At 74.9% G+C, this 14,627-nt stretch carries 11 protein-coding genes and 1 pseudogene; 6 read left to right on the top strand and 6 right to left on the bottom strand.

The window, feature by feature from the left end; all coding sequences use genetic code 11:
* Positions 1 to 52 precede the first annotated feature (52 nt).
* The 4 genes from ACIP98_RS11900 to ACIP98_RS11915 form a co-directional block, all read right to left on the bottom strand.
* Positions 53 to 817 carry an SDR family NAD(P)-dependent oxidoreductase gene (locus ACIP98_RS11900; protein WP_401975275.1) on the bottom strand — a complete coding sequence of 255 codons (765 nt, stop codon included), beginning with the start codon at positions 815 to 817 and terminating at the stop codon, positions 53 to 55.
* A 415-nt stretch (positions 818 to 1,232) separates the two neighbouring features.
* Positions 1,233 to 1,952, bottom strand: a complete 720-nt coding sequence (locus ACIP98_RS11905) for a hypothetical protein (RefSeq protein ID WP_319665639.1) — start codon at positions 1,950 to 1,952, stop codon at positions 1,233 to 1,235.
* A gap of 328 nt (positions 1,953 to 2,280) precedes the next feature.
* Entirely contained in the window at positions 2,281 to 3,123 is an 843-nt protein-coding gene (locus ACIP98_RS11910) for a bifunctional 5,10-methylenetetrahydrofolate dehydrogenase/5,10-methenyltetrahydrofolate cyclohydrolase (protein ID WP_401975278.1), read from the bottom strand.
* A complete protein-coding gene (locus ACIP98_RS11915) occupies positions 3,120 to 3,740 on the bottom strand; it encodes a cyclodeaminase/cyclohydrolase family protein (protein ID WP_401975281.1) in 621 nt (206 codons plus the stop codon). The genes ACIP98_RS11910 and ACIP98_RS11915 overlap by 4 nt, the downstream gene beginning before the upstream one ends.
* A gap of 66 nt (positions 3,741 to 3,806) precedes the next feature.
* Here ACIP98_RS11915 and ACIP98_RS11920 point away from each other — a divergent pair, with 66 nt between their 5' ends.
* Positions 3,807 to 4,790, top strand: coding sequence for an aminoglycoside phosphotransferase family protein (locus ACIP98_RS11920; RefSeq protein ID WP_319665636.1), 984 nt, complete (start codon positions 3,807 to 3,809; stop codon positions 4,788 to 4,790).
* A 265-nt stretch (positions 4,791 to 5,055) separates the two neighbouring features.
* Here ACIP98_RS11920 and ACIP98_RS11925 read toward each other — a convergent pair whose 3' ends face one another.
* Positions 5,056 to 5,532 carry a hypothetical protein gene (locus ACIP98_RS11925; protein ID WP_319665635.1) on the bottom strand — a complete coding sequence of 159 codons (477 nt, stop codon included), beginning with the start codon at positions 5,530 to 5,532 and terminating at the stop codon, positions 5,056 to 5,058.
* 242 nt (positions 5,533 to 5,774) lie between these two features.
* On the opposite strand from ACIP98_RS11925, the pseudogene ACIP98_RS11930 reads away from it, so the two are divergent.
* A pseudogene (locus ACIP98_RS11930) lies at positions 5,775 to 5,965 on the top strand (IS481 family transposase); the annotation flags it as partial.
* Between the two features lie 37 nt (positions 5,966 to 6,002).
* Here the strand turns inward: ACIP98_RS11930 and ACIP98_RS11935 are convergent.
* Entirely contained in the window at positions 6,003 to 7,874 is a 1,872-nt protein-coding gene (locus ACIP98_RS11935; RefSeq protein ID WP_401975284.1) for a LamG-like jellyroll fold domain-containing protein, read from the bottom strand.
* Positions 7,875 to 8,417: 543 nt separating this feature from the next.
* Here ACIP98_RS11935 and ACIP98_RS11940 point away from each other — a divergent pair.
* Genes ACIP98_RS11940 through ACIP98_RS11955 form a run of 4 tightly spaced genes read left to right on the top strand, consistent with a single transcriptional unit; the run spans position 8,418 to position 14,522 of the window.
* A complete protein-coding gene (locus tag ACIP98_RS11940) occupies positions 8,418 to 12,344 on the top strand; it encodes a Pls/PosA family non-ribosomal peptide synthetase (protein ID WP_401975286.1) in 3,927 nt (1,308 codons plus the stop codon).
* Positions 12,341 to 13,705 carry a M1 family metallopeptidase gene (locus tag ACIP98_RS11945; protein WP_401975288.1) on the top strand — a complete coding sequence of 455 codons (1,365 nt, stop codon included), beginning with the start codon at positions 12,341 to 12,343 and terminating at the stop codon, positions 13,703 to 13,705. Before ACIP98_RS11940 ends, ACIP98_RS11945 begins: the two co-directional genes overlap by 4 nt.
* Positions 13,702 to 13,980: a glutaredoxin domain-containing protein gene (locus ACIP98_RS11950; RefSeq protein ID WP_401975290.1), complete on the top strand. Its 279-nt coding sequence runs from the start codon at positions 13,702 to 13,704 to the stop codon at positions 13,978 to 13,980. Before ACIP98_RS11945 ends, ACIP98_RS11950 begins: the two co-directional genes overlap by 4 nt.
* A complete protein-coding gene (locus tag ACIP98_RS11955) occupies positions 13,968 to 14,522 on the top strand; it encodes a GNAT family N-acetyltransferase (protein WP_401975292.1) in 555 nt (184 codons plus the stop codon). Before ACIP98_RS11950 ends, ACIP98_RS11955 begins: the two co-directional genes overlap by 13 nt.
* The last annotated feature ends 105 nt before the right edge of the window (positions 14,523 to 14,627 follow it).

The following is a 14,627-nucleotide window of genomic DNA, read 5'->3' on the forward strand; positions in this document are numbered from 1 at the left end:
CCCGGGCCGGTGATGCCGGCCCGGGGGACCCCGGGGCGCTCTGCCGTCCCGGTCAGTCCTCGCGGTGGACGCGGTGGACGCGGTGCTGGGCGGCCTGGGCGCGCGGGCGGACGACCATGAGGTCGACGTTCACATGGGCGGGGCGGGTGACCGCCCAGGTGACGGCGTCGGCGATGTCGTCCGAGGTCAGCGGTTCGGCGACGCCCGCGTAGACCGCGGCGGCCTTCTCCTCGTCGCCGTGGAAGCGGGTGAGGGCGAAGCCCTCGGACTTGACCATGCCGGGCGCGATCTCGACGACTCGGACCGGCTCGCCGAGCAGTTCCAGGCGCAGTGTGCCGGCGAGGGCGTGCGTGCCGTGCTTGGCGGCGACGTAGCCGCCGCCACCCTCGTAGGGGGTCAGGCCCGCGGTGGAGGACAGGATCACCACGGTGCCGTCGCCGGAGGCGATGAGCTTCGGCAGCAGCGCCTGCACCGAGTGGAGCACGCCCAGCACGTTCACCTCGTACATCGTCCGCCACTCCTCGGGATCGGCGGTCGCGACGGGGTCGGCGCCCAGCGCTCCTCCGGCGTTCGCGAAGAGCACGTCGCAGCGGTCGAGGGAGTCGGCGAACGCGTCGACCGCGGCACGGTCGGTGACGTCGAGGGCGACGGCGGCGGCCGAGTGGCCGGCGGCGGTGAGCTCCTTGGCGAGGGCGTCGAGCCGGTCGGCGCGGCGGGCGGTGAGGACGACGTGACAGCCGGCTTCGGCGAGCCGGCGGGCGGTGGCGGCGCCGATGCCGCTGCTCGCTCCGGTGACGACTGCGGTACGGGGGCTCATGTCGTGCTGCCTTTCGCTATCGCCGGTACGCGCCTGCGGTGCCGGGCCATGACTGGAGCATAGGCGGGGCGGCGGCGGGCTTCCGCACGGTGCACGCGTCAGGAGGGGCCCGCCCACCGTGCGGGGGCCACGTCGTGCGGGGTGCCGCCGGACCGGGCGACGCGGAGTCCCACGACCGCCGTCGGTGCGGACGGCCCGCGCGCGGGCCTCGTCACCACCGGTCGTCCCCGCCTTCCCGCAGCGGCGGGTGCCCGGGGCCCGGGTGCCGGGCCGGACGGAGCGCGTGCGGGGGATCCTCCAGGGGCAGGTCGCATCGATCGCCGCCCCGTCTGCCCCGGTCCCGTGCCCGGCCGCGCCGCCGACCACGTGGCGCCGGTCGCCTTTCCTCGCCCGCGGGAGAGGAAAGGAGGAGGGGTCAGGCGCTCTGGTCGCCGGTGGCGGAGGTCGCCGCCTTGGCGAGTCCGGCCAGGGCGTCTTTGGCCGCGGTCAGCGCGCCGTCGCGCACCTCGGAGACGCCGGGCGCCTTCTTGGACTCGAAGTCGCTGCCGTTGTACGTGACGGTGACCACCGCGTTGCCCTTGCGGAACACCACGACCGCCTCGCGCGTCTGCTGTCCGTCCTCCGTGGTCACCTGGACCGACACGGACGCCTCGTCGCCGATCCCCTGCGCGGGGTTCGGCTTCTTGGACCGGTCGTAGGAGGCCTGCGCCGCCTTCTCCGCGCTCTGCCCGTTGCCGCCCGCGGCGACCTCGAAGGTCACGTCCAGCCAGCGGTAGTCGAAGCCCTTGAGGGCGTTCCAGGAGCAGCCCGTGCGGTGCGAGGGGTCGGTGAGGGAGAGCGGCTTGCCGGCCGTCTTGGCCTGGGGCACCAGCTTCTTGATCGTGGCCGCCCGCATCGCCGTGCAGGGCGCGGGCGGCTTGGTGTACGTGATCGACGGGGCGCCGGAGCTGCCGGGGGAGTCCGGCGCGTTCGAGGAGCCGGAACCGCCGGACGGCGTCGACGGCCGTGCCGGGGAGCCGCCGGCCGAGGGCGTCGCGGCGTCGTGCTGGGACGAGGAGGCCATCGTCCAGCCGACGATGGCGAGCACGGCGGTGGGCAGCAGACGAGCCGCAAGAGTGAGGGGCAGGGGCGCCACAGCGGTCTTCTCTTCGTCGGTCCTGTGAAACAGCGGGAAACGAGCCATTACCAGCGGTGAGGAACGGAAGGAGGGGGCGGAAAGGGCGTACGGGGCCCGTGCGGCCTGAGCGTACGACGTGTAGATGAGATTGCCATACGAAAGTAGTCCGGGAACAGAGCACGTGTGTAGGGCTTGTGCCACCCGGCGTGACGGGTGTAGCCGCGCGCCCCCGTGGGGGCGTGCTCCCGGGACCGGTTCCCGTCGCGGCCGGGGCGGCCCGGCCCGCGATCGCCGTGCCGCGTGCGTGAACTCCCGTGCGGGGTAGGCCTCGACGGCCCCGCCTGCGCTATTCCGCCGCCTGCACCACGTGCCGCAGGAGCAGGGCGGTGGTGACCGGGCCGACGCCGCCGGGAACGGGGGTGAGCGCGCCCGCGTGCGGGGTGACCGAGGCGGCGTCCACGTCGCCGACGAGCCCGCCCTCGGGCGTCGGGTTGGTCCCCACGTCGATCACGACGGCCCCGGGGCGCACATGGGCGGCCGTGATGAGCCCGGGACGGCCGGCCGCGGCGACGACGACGTCTGCCCGGCCGGTGACGGCGGGCAGGTCGGGGGTGCGTGAATGGCACACGGTCACGGTGGCGTTCCGGTCGAGCAGCAGGAGCGCCGCGGGCTTGCCGACCACCGTGGAGCGGCCGACGACGGCGACGTGCCGCCCGGTGAGCTCGATCCCGTGGTGCTCAAGGAGCGCGACGACCGCCTCCGCCGTGGCCGGGGCGAACGCCGGCAGCCGCGCGGCGAGACGGCCGAGACTCACCGGGTTGGCGCCGTCGACGTCCTTGCCCGGCGCGATGGCCGACGCAAGGTCCTCCAGGGCCGCGCCCGCCGGCAGCGGGGTCTGCAGGATGACGCCGTGGACGGCCTCGTCCTCGCTGAGCCGGGCGAGTTCGGCGCGCAGGGCGGCGGCGGACGCGTCCGGACCGAGGTCGCGGATGTCGCAGGCGATGCCGCACTTGGCGGCGGCGCGCGCGATGGAGCGCACATACCAGGCACTGGACTCGTCGGCGGTCGCGACCACGACCGCGAGCCGGGGCGGCCGGCCCCCCTCCGTCAGCGCGGCGGCGCGGGCCGTCGTCTCCTCCCGGAGGGCCGCGGCCAGTTCCTTGCCCGACAGGGCGAGTGCGGGGCTCACTTGGCGATCTCCTGGCGTACGGCCTCCGTCACGCGGTCGGCGCGGTCCACGAGCGCGCCGACCGCGTCGGCGGTCGCCGAGAACCCGGCCCGGACCGTCCCGTCCTTGATGCCGCCGAGGTTGATCTCGATGTTGACGCGCGCGGTTCCGGCGGCGGCGCGGGCCGCCTCCGTGGCGGCGGCGACGTCCGACAGGAGGTTGCGGTTGGCGATCGGCAGCAGCTCCTCGGCGAGCGCCACCACGCGCTCGGCGACGGCGACGACCTCGGCCGGCGGGCGGGCCGCGCCCTCCAGCGCGGCGGCGACGGCGGCGGCGCGGGCCGCCTTCTCCCCGTCGCTGCCCTTGGGCAGCCGGTAGGCGTCGGTGACGGCGGTGAAGGCGGCGGCGTCCTCGGCGGCCAGGCGCAGGGCCGCCTCGCGCAGTTCGTCGGCGGCCTCGGCGATCCGCCCGACGGCGGCGCCGTGCTCCGCGTACCGCTCGCCCGTGGTGTAGCGGGCGACCATCGCCACGAGGGCGGCGCCCTGGGCCGCGTGCAGCGCCGCGGACGCGCCTCCGCCCGGCACCGGCACCCGCGCGGACAACTGCTCCAGGAACTCGCCGATCGTCTGGTCGCGCATGACCGCGATCCTTTCACGGTGCCGGACCCGGGACAGGCGTGGGAGCGCTCTCATACCATGCGGGTCATGCGGAGCCTCACCAAGCGCGCCCTGACGCCGGATCAGCTCTCGGCCATGCTGCACGCCTCGGCGGGCATCGGCTGCCGTGTCGAGGCCGAGCTGACGGACGGCTGGTTCAACGCCGCGTACCGCGTGCTGCTCGACGACGGACGCCCCGCCGTGCTGAAGGTCGCGCCCCCGCCGGAGACCGTCGTGCTGCGCTACGAGCGCGGCATCATGGCGACGGAGATCATGGTGCACCGCCGCGCGGCCGCCCTCGGCGGCGTCCCGCTGCCGGAACTGCTCTACGCCGGACCGGACTTCATGGCCCTGTCGGTCCTGCCGGGCACGCCCTGGGACAAGGCCGCCGACCGCCTCCCGCCACCGCGGCAGGCCGCGCTGCGCCGCGAACTCGGCCGGACAGTGGCGCGGCTGCACACCCTGACCTCCCAGGACGGCCGCTACGGCTACCCCGCCCCCGAGGCCGGGCTGTCGGCGGCGGACTGGCCGGCCGCCTTCGGCGCGATGGTCGAGGCGATGCTGGAGGAGGCCGCGCGGTGGCACTCCCCGCTCGGGGTGTCGCCGGACGAGGTAAGGGAGTTGGTCGCTGCCGGCGCGTCCGCGCTCGCGCGGGTGGACCGGCCGCGGCTGGTCCACTTCGACCTGTGGCCCGGCAACGTCTTCGTCACCGACGACGGCACCGCCGTCACCGGCCTCATCGACCACGAACGGGCCTTCTTCGGCGACCCGGCAGCCGAACTGGTCTCCCTGGGCTTCGGCGGCGACACCGGCCCGGACAGCGACCTCGTCGCCGGCTACCGCGAGGCCGGCGGGCTCTTGGGCTTCGGGCCCGCCATGCGGCACCGGCTGGCGCTCTACCGCCTCTACCTCGGCCTGATCCTCGTCGTCGAGTGCGGACCGCGCGGTTACGGCGCCGATCACGTCGAGACCTGCCGCGACGCGCTCGGTCGCTGGACGGCCGAGGCCAGGGTCGCCGCGTCGGGCGGCTGAGGCCGCCGGTTGCGCGGTGCGGCGTGGCTGCCTCGGCGCCCGTGGGGGCGGTACGGGCCTGCCCGGGGGCCTGTGCCCGCCGTCGCCCCGGGCAGGGTGTGGGCTTCTCGGTCCGGGCCGGTGCTGCCGGGGTCGCGGCCTGTACCGGTCGCAACCGGGGGGCGCGTGAGTCTCTGACGAGCGCTGTGCCGTGCCTGGCGTGGCTGCCTACGCGCCGTGTGGGCGGTACGGCGAACGAGCCTGCCCGGACGCCGTGGGCGCGGGGTCAGGCGGGGGTGGTGCCCGGCTGCACGACCATGTTGCGGCCGCCCAGGGGGCCGACCCGTCCGGCGTGGTCGCTCTGGTGCGCCGCCTGCGCCGCGCCCGTACCCGCGCCGGTGCCGGTCACGACGGGGGGTGCCGCGTGCGCCCCGGACGAGTGCTGTGCCGTGCCCGGGGTGATCGCCATCGGCGCCGCGCTCGACGGCACGGCGGCGGCCGGCGCCGCGACGGCGCGGGTGGCGTCGGCCTTGGGCTGCTCGTCCTTCTCCGGCGCGTGGGTCACGCCGAACCGGGTCCGAAGATGGTGCCCGGCGGCCTCGTCCAGACTCACCGGGCGCTGCAGCCGCACCGCCAGCCGGCTCGCTTCGCGGCCGAGCGCCGCCAGGTCCTCCCAGCGGAGGTGCACGACCAGGGGCAGTTCCGCCTCGCCGTCGGGAAGCGCCTGAAGTCCTTGGAAGGAGACGTTGCTCTGACTGTTCATCGGCCGGTCCTCACCCTCGTGACGATCTCGGGCAGCTGTTCGTGCGGCACCCGCTACGCGAGGGGATACGCAGACCGTGCCCGCGGCGTTCACCCCACCCGCCCCCTGCCCTGCGGGGCGGGGCAGGGCGAGGGGCGGCAGCTGTATTGATCACGAGCGTTGTCCACCGGTCGGGGCGTGATCAAGGCGAAGACCTCCGGTGCGGTGGAGCTGTCCAGGACCGCACCGCGCCGGAGGTCTTCGTGTCCCGCCGTAATGCCCGCCTGACCGTCCACGGCAGGCGACTGCTGGTCGAGCGTGCAGCGCGGGTCGTCCCAACGGGCATCTCCCGCGCGACGTGTGGACACATGGGTCCGCCCGCCGGCGAGCCGAGGGAGAGGCGGGCCTTGCCGACCGCTCCGGCCGGCCCCCCGCCACCCCGCACTCGGCGGCCGTCCGTCCATCACCCGCGTGAACGGCGCTCCGGGTCACTACACCTGGCGCGCGTTCATGAACTCGTCCGGCCGCAGGGCGCGTTCGTTGATGCGGACGTCGCCGATCCAGCCGTGCAGGAGCTGGTCGAGCTTGCCCCCGTACTCGTAACCGCCGAGCATCCAGGGCAGGCCCAGGGCGGTGAGGCCGGAGTTGCGGGTGGAGGGGTTGCGGGCGACGGGGCAGCCGTCGACGTACATCGTGGTGTGGCGGCCGTCGTTGACGACGGCGACGTGCCACCAGGTGTCCAGCGGCAGCTCGTGGCCCCAGTTGGTGACCGAGCCGTCCGTGTTCAGCGGGTAGACGCACCACTGGAGTTCGCGCCCGCCGGAGAGGCTGAGCGTCGCGACGGGCTCGTCGGGGTCGCCGGAGGTCTTGCCCGCCTCGCGGCTGAGGCCCCAGCGGCTGAGCAGGGCGGCCCAGGCGTTGCGGCCCTCGTCCCAGTCGGCGGGCAGCTTGAAGAACGCCTCGAAGGTGTAACCGGACCGGAACGTGGCCGAGTTGAGCGGGGCGTGGTCGCCGGTGGTGAGGTGGGCGCCGCGCAGCGGGCTCTTGTCGCCGGCGAAGTACAGGCTGGCGTGGCCGGGCTGGTCGGGGTGGTGCTCGGCGGACCAGGTCAGGGCGGTCGCGGGGTCGGATCCGGGGGCGACGACCTTGGTGAGGTCGTTGCCGCGGCCGGTCAGGTCGCGGACCCGGTCGGTGTCGTGGGAGGCGTCGAAGCGCCAGTACGCGACCGTGCCGGGGATCAGCATCCGGGCGGCCGGGCGGGACGGGCGCGCCGGGACCGGGGCGAAGCCCGCGAAGCGCTCGGCGAAGTCGATGTCGACCGCGAACCGGTCCTGCGGACCGGTCAGCTCGACCTCCTCGCGCTCCAGCGCGTTCAGGCCCTCGCCGGCGCGGCCCAGGATCCAGGGGGAGACGGTCTCGACGTCGATGGTGTTGCGCGCCAGGTCGAAGCGGTAGAGCCGGATCATCGCGGCGCCGCCGTAGTAGCGGTTCTGGTAGTTCGTGATGTGCAGGTGGGTGGCGTTGCCGGCCGCGTTGGTGCGGGTGGTGCGGGCCGGCGGCCAGAAGTGCCCGTTCAGGGTGAGGAAGATCTGGTCCGTGCCGTCGATCAGCTCGTCCCACAGTTCCCGGCCGTGGTCGGACAGCTGGGCCTCGTCGCCGTAGGCGTCGGCGTACACGATCTCGTGGGTGGTGAGGACCACCGGCGTGCCGGGGTGCCGCGCGATGGCGTCCTTCGCCCAGGCGATGCCGCCCGGCGAGGGCCGCCAGTCCAGGGAGAGCACCATCCACTCGCGGCCGGCCGCGCGGAACAGGTGGTAGTGGTTGTAGCCGTCCGGGCTGGAGCCGCCGAAGGTGGGCGCGTGGCGGTAGCGGTCAGGGCCGAAGACGTCCAGGTAGGCGCTGCGGCCCCGCTGGTCGTCGGTGGAGGAGTCGATGTCGTGGTTGCCCGCGACGACGCTGTAGGGCACGCCCTTGCGGTCCAGGACGCGGAACGCGTCGTTGACGGCGGCGAATTCACCGGCCTGGCCGTTCTGCGTGACGTCACCCAGATGCGCCATGAAGACGATGTTCTCGTCCTTGCCGTGGTCCAGTAGGTACCGGAACGACGCCTCGACGGGGGCCGAGTGGACGCTCGCGCCGTCGAAGAGGTACTGCGTGTCCGGCATGACGACCAGCGTGAACCGCGAGTCGTCGGTGTCGGGGCGCCACGAGCCGCCCTGACCGGCGCTCCCGGTGGCGGACGCCGCCGGCGCGGCCGCGGCCAGCCCCGCGACGGCGGCGCCCGCCAGACCCGCGCCGGCCAGCACGGAGCGGCGGCTCGCGCCGAGCCGAGGTCCATCAGGTCTGTGGTGTGTGTCGCACATGGTGATCCCGCTCTCGGCCGGTGGGCAGCGTCGTTCCGGACGCTACGGGCGGATCGCGGGCCCCGGCCCAACCGCCGGAGAAGGACGGGTGAACGGCTTCGGGACCGCCGTGGCACCTGCGGAAAGGAGACGCCGGCGTCCTTCGGCCGGGCCACCGGCATCCCCGTCCGGTGCTGGACCCGCTGTGAGACCAGCCACTTGGCGCCCGTTTCGGCGGGCCGCGTGGATTAACGACAGGTAAACTGCCTGTTCGCTATTCGTGACGCCAGGTGAAAGGACCCGTCGTCGTCCAGAGCGGACGACAGCGGAACGGGGATGTGCCGGGCGTACGCCGACCGCGGGGAGAAGCCCGCGGCCCCGGGACAGTGTCGTCCCCGGCCGGCCGGGACCGCCCGTCGCGTGAACCCCGGCACCGCAGTGGTCCTTGACTTTTGGAGGGTTTGACATGCGTCCGTCTCTGGCCGTGAGCGACCGGCACCAGGTGTCCCGCGCGTCCGCCGGCGCGCCACCGGCGTCCGGGTCGTTCGAGCCGGGGAGCCCCGCGTGACGCTCGTCGACTCGCCGCTCCCGCAACTGCCCCTGCTCGACGCCGCCCTCGCCGGTGTCGCCACCGCCCCGGACGAGCCCGTCCCGGCGCTCTTCCGCGCCGGCGGCGCCGCGCCGGAGCGCACCCTGCTCGACATCCTCGCCGCCACGGCCCGCGCGCACCCCGCCGCGGCCGCCGTCGACGACGGCACCACCGCGCTGAGCTACCGCGCGCTGGCCGCCGAGACCGAGCGGCTGCGCCGCCGCCTGGCCGACGCCGGGATCGGCGCCGGCGACCGGGTGGGCGTGCGCGTCCCCTCGGGCACCGCCGACCTGTACGTGTCGATTCTCGCCGTCCTGGCCGCGGGCGCCGCCTATGTGCCGGTCGACGCCGAGGACCCCGACGAGCGCGCCGAACTGGTCTTCTCCGAGGCCGGCGTCTGCGCCGTCATCGGCGAGCACCGCGCGATCACCCCGCACGCCGCGCCCCGCGGCGAACCGGGCCGCCGCCCCGCCCCCGGCGACGACGCGTGGATCATCTTCACCTCCGGCTCCACCGGCAAGCCCAAGGGCGTCGCCGTCACCCACCGCTCCGCCGCCGCCTTCGTCGACGCCGAGGCCCGGCTCTTCCTCACCGAGGAGCCGCTGGGGCCCGGCGACCGGGTGCTGGCCGGACTGTCGGTGGCCTTCGACGCCTCCTGCGAGGAGATGTGGCTGGCGTGGCGGCACGGCGCCTGCCTGGTGCCCGCGCCGCGCTCCCTGGTCCGCACCGGACTGGACCTCGGCCCCTGGCTGGTCGAGCAGGGCATCACCGTGGTCTCCACCGTGCCGACGCTGGCCGCCCTGTGGCCCATCGAGGCCCTGGACGACGTACGTCTGCTGATCTTCGGCGGCGAGGCCTGCCCGCCCGAGCTCGCCGAGCGCATGGCCGTCGAGGGCCGCGAGGTGTGGAACACCTACGGCCCGACCGAGGCCACCGTCGTCGCCTGCGCCGCCCAGCTCACCGGCGAGGGCCCGGTCCGCATCGGGCTGCCGCTGGACGGCTGGGAACTGGCCGTCGTGGACACCGCCGGTGTACCGCTGCCCATGGGCGCCACCGGCGAACTGGTCATCGGCGGCGTCGGCCTGGCCCGCTACCTGGACGCGGCCAAGGAGGCCGAGAAGTACGCACCGCTGCGCTCGCTCGGATGGGAGCGCGCCTACCGCAGCGGCGACCTGGTGCGTGCCGAGCCCGAGGGCCTGCTCTTCATGGGCCGCGCCGACGAGCAGATCAAGCTGGGCGGCCGCCGCATCGAGCTCGGCGAGATCGACGCCGCGCTCCAGGCGCTGCCCGAGGTCGCGGGCGCCGCGGCCGCCGTCCGCACCACCAGGGCCGGCAACCAGATCCTCGTCGGCTACGTCGCCGGCACCGACGCCTTCGACCAGGCCGACGCGCTGGGCCGGCTGCGCGAGGCGCTGCCCGCCGCCCTCGTCCCGCTGATCGCCGTCGTCGACACGCTGCCCACCCGGACCTCGGGCAAGGTCGACCGCGACGCGCTGCCCTGGCCGCTGCCCGCGCTCGACGCCGCGGGGGCGGTGCCCGGCGACCTGACGGAGACCGGGACCTGGCTCGCCGAACAGTGGGGCGAGATCCTCGGTGTGCCCGCCACCTCCGCCGACGCCGACTTCTTCGCGCTCGGCGGCGGCAGCCTCACCGCCGCCCGGCTGGTCTCCCAGCTGCGCACCCGCTTTCCCAGTGCCTCGGTCAGCGAGATCTACCAGCACTCCACGCTCGCCGGCCTCGCCGCGCGGCTGGACGAGGCCGACGCCCGCCGCACCGCCGTCCGCACCATCGCGCCGGTGCCCCGGCGCGCGGCCGCCGCGCAGCTCGCGCTGATGCTGCCGCTGCTCACCCTGGCCGGCCTGCGCTGGGGCGTGGTGGCCGCGGCCCTCGGCAATGTGCTGGCGCTGCTCGGCGCCTCCACCGGCACCCCCACCGTGTCGTGGTGGTGGATCGCGGCCGGCTGGGCCCTGCTCATCAGCCCGGCCGGCCGGCTGGCGATCTCCGCGGGCGGCGCGCGGCTGCTGCTGCGCGGCGTGCGCCCGGGGACGTACCCCCGCGGCGGCGGCGTGCACCTGCGGCTGTGGACCGCCGAACGCCTCGCCCACTTCAGCGGCGCGACCCAGCTGACCGGCGCCTGGCTGACCCACTACGCGCGGGCCCTGGGCGCCCGCATCGGCGACGGCGCCGACCTGCACTCCCTGCCGCCGCTGACCGGCATGCTCAAGCTCGGCCGGGGCAGCGCCGTCGAGCCCGAGGTGGACCTCGCCGGCCACTGGCTCGACGGTGACCTGCTGCGCGTCGGCAAGATCCGGATCGGCGCCGGGGCCACCGTCGGCTCGCGCTCCACGCTCTTCCCGGGGGCCCGCGTCGGCAAGCGCGCCGAGATCGCGCCGGGCTCCGGAGTGAAGGGCGCCGTCCCCGCCGCGCAGCGCTGGGCGGGCGTCCCCGCCGCCCGTACCGGCAAGGCGTCCCACCGCTGGCCCGACACCCGGCCGCCGCGCAAGCGGCGCTGGGCGCTCGCCTACGAGATGGCGTCCTTCGCCCTCGGTCTGCTGCCGACGGTGGCGTCGGTGCCGGCCGTGCTCGTCCTCGCCGCCTTCCTGCGCGGCGCCGGGCACGCGTCCCTGGGCGCCGCACTTGCCGCCGTCCCGCTCGCCACGCTCGCCTGGCTCCTGACGTACGCGCTGCTCGTGCTGGGCGGCGTGCGCCTGCTGGGCCTCGGCCTGCGCGAGGGGCACCACCCCGTGCACGGCCGTGTCGCCTGGCAGGCCTGGGCGACCGAACGCCTCATGGACATGGCCCGCGGGCACCTCTTCCCGTTCTACGCGAGCCTTTTCACGCCCGTCTGGCTGCGGGCGCTCGGCATGAAGATCGGCCGCCGCGTCGAGGCCTCGACCGTGCTGGCGCTGCCCTCGATGACCACCGTCGGTGACGGCGCCTTCCTCGCCGACGACACCATGGTCGGCTCCTACGAGCTGGGCGGCGGCTGGATGCGCATCGCCGGCGCCCGGATCGGCAAGCGGGCCTTCCTCGGCAACTCCGGCATGACCGCCCCCGGTCGCTCGGTGCCCAAGAACGGCCTGGTCGGCGTGCTCTCGTCGACCCCCAAGGGCTTCAAGGCGGGCAGCTCGTACCTCGGCATGCCGCCGATGAAGCTGCCGCGCACCCCCGAGGCCGCCGACCAGAGCCGCACCTTCGCGCCGCCCCGGCACCTGGTGCTGGCCCGCGGGGCCGTCGAACTGTGCCGGATCGTCCCGCTGATGTGCGCGGCCGCGCTGGCCGTGCTGCTGCTGGCCGGGTACGCGGTGCTGGCGAGCCGGTTCGGCGTCGCGGTGGCGCTGCTCTCCGGAGGGCTGCTGCTCGCCCTCGCCGGCGCGGTGGCCTGCGCGGTGGCCATCGAGGCGAAGTGGCTGCTGGTCGGGCGCTTCCGGGCGGTCGAGCGGCCGCTGTGGAGCTCCTTCGTCTGGCGCAACGAACTGGCCGACACCTTCGTCGAGGTGCTGGCCGTGCCGTGGGCGGTCGGCACGCTCGGCGGCACCCCGCTGATGAGCCTGTGGCTGAGGACCATGGGGGCCAGGATCGGTCGGGGCGTATGGTGCGAGACGTACTGGCTGCCGGAAGCCGACCTGGTCAGGATCGGGGACGGCGCCACCGTCAACCGCGGCTGCGTCGTGCAGACGCACCTGTTCCACGATCGGATCATGCGCATGGACGAGGTCGTCCTCGAGCCGGGTGCCACGCTCGGCCCGCACGGCATCGTGCTCCCCGGGGCGACCGTCGGCGCGCGCACCACGATCGGCCCGGCCTCGCTGGTCATGCGCGGGGAGAGCGTTCCCGAGGGCACCCGGTGGCTGGGCAACCCGATCTCCGCCTGGCACACAGAGGGGGCCCGCAGAGGGTGAGCAACGGCAAGCGCGTGCGTGGCGGGGAGGGCGTCCCCGCCACGCCGGGGGCGGACGTGTCCGCCGACTCCTACTTCCCCGAGCACGGCAACGGCGGGTACCAGGTCGCCCACTACGACCTGGAACTCGACTACCGCCCGGCGGCCAACCGGCTGTCGGGCCGCGCGCGGATCTCGGCGGTGGCCACCCGCGCGCTGTCCGGGCTGAGCCTGGACCTCGGCCCGTTCCGGCTGGACCGGGTCCTCGTCGACGGCCGGCCGTGCCGCTACACGCACCGCGCCGGCAAGCTGCGGATCAAGCCGCTGAAGACGCTGCCCGCCGGACCGTTCGAGATCGAGGTCCGCTACGTCGGCAACCCCAAGCCGGTGCGCACCCGCGACTGGGGCGACCTGGGCTGGGAGCAGCTGGAGGACGGCGCCCTCGTGGCCAGCCAGCCGATCGGGGCGCCCTCCTGGTTCCCCTGCAACGACCACCTGGGCGACAAGGCCAGCTACCGGATCACGGTGGCCGCGCCGTCGGCGTACGCGGTCGTGGCCAACGGCAGCCTGGAGTCGTACCGGGTCGGCGCCTCGACCACGACCTGGGTGTACGAGCAGGCCGAGCCGATGCCGACGTACCTGGCGACCGTCCAGGTCGGCGCCTACGAGCTGATCGACCACATCGGCGGCGACATACCCCAGCCGGCCGCCGTCCCGGCCGCGCTCGTGGCGGACTTCGGCCACGACTTCGGGCGCCAGCCGGAGATGATGAGGGCCTTCACCAGGCTGTTCGGGCCGTACCCGTTCGCCGAGTACGCGGTCGTGGTGGTGGACGAGGAACTCGACGTCCCCGTGGAGGCCCAGGCGCTGTCCATCTTCGGCCGCAACCACGTCGACGGCCGGCGCGGCCACGAGCGCCTGGTCGCCCACGAGCTCGCCCACCAGTGGTTCGGCAACAGCGTCAGCATCGCCGACTGGCGCCACATCTGGCTCAACGAGGGCTTCGCCGCCTATGCCGAATGGCTCTGGTCGGAGGTCTCCGGCGGTATCCCGGCCGCCCGCCACGCCGCCCGCGCGCACTCCCGGCTCGCCTCCCTGGCGCAGGATCTGCGGCTCTCCGACCCCGGCGTACGGCGCATGTTCGACGACCGCGTCTACAAGCGCGGCGCGCTCGCCCTGCACGCGCTGCGCACCACCATGGGCGACGCCGCCTTCTTCGCGCTGGCACAGGCCTGGACCCGGACGTACCGTCATGGCAGCGTGACCACCGACCAGTTCATCGCACTGGCCCACCAGCACAGCGACCAGCCCCTGGACGCGCTGGTGTTCCGACCGTGGCTGCACGACACCCGGCTGCCACGCCTGCCGAGCGGGGAAGCATGAGCGAAGGGCGCGACGGCGGTGTCGTCCTCTACTGGCGGCCCGGCTGCCCCTACTGCATGCGGCTGCGGCTCTACCTCTTCGTGACGCGGCTGCGGCACACCAAGGTCAACATCTGGCGGGACCCGGACGGCGCGGCCTTCGTCCGCTCCGTCGCCGACGGCAACGAGACCGTGCCCACGGTGACCGTCGCCGGCCGGGCCATGGTCAACCCCTCCCGGCGGCAGCTCCGCGAAGCCCTGGCGGCGCACGCGTCGCCCCCGCAGTGGAACGGCTGACCGCGCGGCTGCGCCTGCGGGCGTGGCAGGACGCGGATCTGGACCCGCTGGCCGCCGTCAACGCCGACCCGGAGGTCATGCGCTTCATCGCCGACGGCTCGACCCGCACCCGCGAGGAGACCGCCGCCCAACTGGAGCGCTTCCGTGGGGAATGGCGCGACCACCACGGGCACGGCCACGGCGCGTTCGCCGTCGAGGTCCGCAGCACGGGCGAACTCGCGGGCTGGGTCGCGCTGACGGTGCCGGCCTTCCTGCCCGAGATCCTGCCCGCCGTGGAGATCGGCAGGCGTCTGGGACGGGCCCACTGGGGCCGCGGCTACGCGACCGAAGCCGCCCGCGCGGCAATGGAGTTCGCCTTCGCCGAGGCCGGTCTTGACCGGCTCGTGAGCATCTGCCATGTCGACCACCACGCCTCCGCCCGCGTGATGGCCAAGCTCGGGATGGCCCTCGACCGTACGACGACGGTGCCCGCGCACGGGCAGCCGGTACGGGTCACGGCGATCACGCGGGAGCAGTACGCGGCGGGTTCGCACCGGGCCTGACCTCCGGCGCGCCGGCACGCTCTCCGCGCCGGGGACGGATGGGGACCGGGGCGACTGCCCATCGGCCGGGGAACTGCCATAGGGTTCGGCGCGGACCGGCCCGTT

Source organism: Streptomyces sp. NPDC088354, assembly GCF_044753585.1.
Lineage (GTDB): Bacteria > Actinomycetota > Actinomycetes > Streptomycetales > Streptomycetaceae > Actinacidiphila.

Bases quoted from the DNA above. Each gene is read 5' to 3' on its own strand.
- ACIP98_RS11950 (WP_401975290.1), top strand. From the start codon at position 13,702: ATGAGCGAAGGGCGCGACGGCGGTGTCGTCCTCTACTGGCGGCCCGGC.
- ACIP98_RS11925 (WP_319665635.1), bottom strand. From the start codon at position 5,532: ATGAACAGTCAGAGCAACGTCTCCTTCCAAGGACTTCAGGCGCTTCCC.
- ACIP98_RS11935 (WP_401975284.1), bottom strand. From the start codon at position 7,874: ATGTGCGACACACACCACAGACCTGATGGACCTCGGCTCGGCGCGAGC.
- ACIP98_RS11915 (WP_401975281.1), bottom strand. From the start codon at position 3,740: ATGCGCGACCAGACGATCGGCGAGTTCCTGGAGCAGTTGTCCGCGCGG.
- ACIP98_RS11900 (WP_401975275.1), bottom strand. From the start codon at position 817: ATGAGCCCCCGTACCGCAGTCGTCACCGGAGCGAGCAGCGGCATCGGC.
- ACIP98_RS11920 (WP_319665636.1), top strand. From the start codon at position 3,807: ATGCGGAGCCTCACCAAGCGCGCCCTGACGCCGGATCAGCTCTCGGCC.